The organism is Nitrospirota bacterium (assembly GCA_016219645.1).
Lineage (GTDB): Bacteria > Nitrospirota > Nitrospiria > Nitrospirales > Nitrospiraceae > Palsa-1315.
This window is the reverse complement of record JACRLR010000050.1, coordinates 1-1,440: the sequence shown is the minus strand read 5'-3', so window position 1 is coordinate 1,440 and position 1,440 is coordinate 1. Positions and strand designations below refer to the sequence as shown.

Below are 1,440 nucleotides of genomic sequence, written 5' to 3'. Positions count from 1 at the left end.
GGATCTTTTACGGACCTGGGAGATACAGCCGGGAGAGCTGGTCGTGGATCTGAGTGGAGCAACCCCGGCGATGGCGGGCGCGCTCACCTTGGTGGCGCTCCCATGGACTTCTCGGGTGGTCGAGCTGATTCGGGCGCGCGACGGTCAGGAGGGTGATCGTGTCGAGTTGGGTCTAAAGACGCTCGTCTGGACCCAAAGTAATCCCTGGGACGAGCAAGCGACCGTGTCACGTCGGGAAGGGTGCGAGTTGTTTAACCGGGGCCTCTTTCACGCCGCGGCTAAACTGTTCCATGGCGTAGAACTGCGAGTGAGTGGCGGGCGCAAGCCACTCTATCACGCCTTCACCGATTTGGCCGAGGGCTATGAGTTATGGGAACGATTTCAGTACCGGCAAGCCTGGGACAAGTTGAGGACTGCGACGAAAGCTCTGGAGATGGCTTCGCTGTGGGACGGACCGACCGGATTGAAAGCGATCCTGCCTTCTCTGAAGGCCAACGCGAGTTTCCTCGAGAAGCTGGTGCTGGACCCTGCGGAGGTCAAAGAATACCTTGCGCTGGACTTATTGGCGTATGTGGGTAGGCATCTCCATGTTGGCCATGACCCCGAAGGGGCGATGACAGCCCTGGTTCGGGCGTTAGAGGCGTTCGCGCAAGTCCGGCTCTATAAGATGCACAAGATCAAGAGTTGGGATGTGTCGCCGGGACAGCTTCCGCAAGCGCTTCAAGAGACCTGCCGAACCTGTTATCTCGAAGACATTGACGGCAAATACAAGCTGCCGCTTCAAGCTCAGTTTCGTGTGTTGGCCGGACTGGGCGATCAACTGGGCCAAGCCTTTCTCAAGGAATGGCAGAAGATGAAACCGTTGCTGGATGCCGCGAACCATGCGGTGTTGGGACACGGCTTCGAGCCGATCAAGGCTGAGCGAGTGCAGCAGTTGTACGATGTCGTCATTCGACTCACCGGCGTCGCGGAGTCGTCGCTTCCGAGGTTTCCCGCCTTGAACCTATGAACTTTCAGCGGTTCGCTGTCAGGTATCGGGTTTGAGGCCGACTTCTGAGAGCTGGTCGCTCATGGACATTCGCGTCTACTACGAAGATACCGACTGTGGCGGGGTCGTCTACTACGCCAACTATCTCAAATATTTTGAGCGGGCGCGGACGCACTATCTCGAAGATCGAGGGCTGTCGGTGGCGGGGCTTATGGCCAAAGGAACGGTGTTTGTCGTCGTGCATGCGGAGGTGCATTATCGGTCGCCTGCCCGCTATGGCGAAACGTTGGTGATCGAGACGGTCGTCCCCAAGATGACGGCTGCGTCGATTACTTTTGCCCACGTGGTCAAGGACAAAGTCAGTGGGCGTGTCGTGGCCGAAGGGTCGGCCAGACTGGCGGCGACGGACGGCAACGGCAAGGTGAAGCGCCTGGACAAGGCAACCATCGCTG

2 protein-coding genes are annotated in these 1,440 nt (G+C 58.6%); both read left to right on the top strand.

From position 1 onward, the window contains the following. The coding region (locus HZB34_14985) for a TIGR02710 family CRISPR-associated protein (protein MBI5317263.1) at positions 1 to 1,009 on the top strand (1,009 nt) is incomplete at its 5' end. Positions 1,010 to 1,070: 61 nt separating this feature from the next. Further along, the coding region (locus HZB34_14980; GenBank protein MBI5317262.1) for a YbgC/FadM family acyl-CoA thioesterase at positions 1,071 to 1,440 on the top strand (370 nt) is incomplete at its 3' end.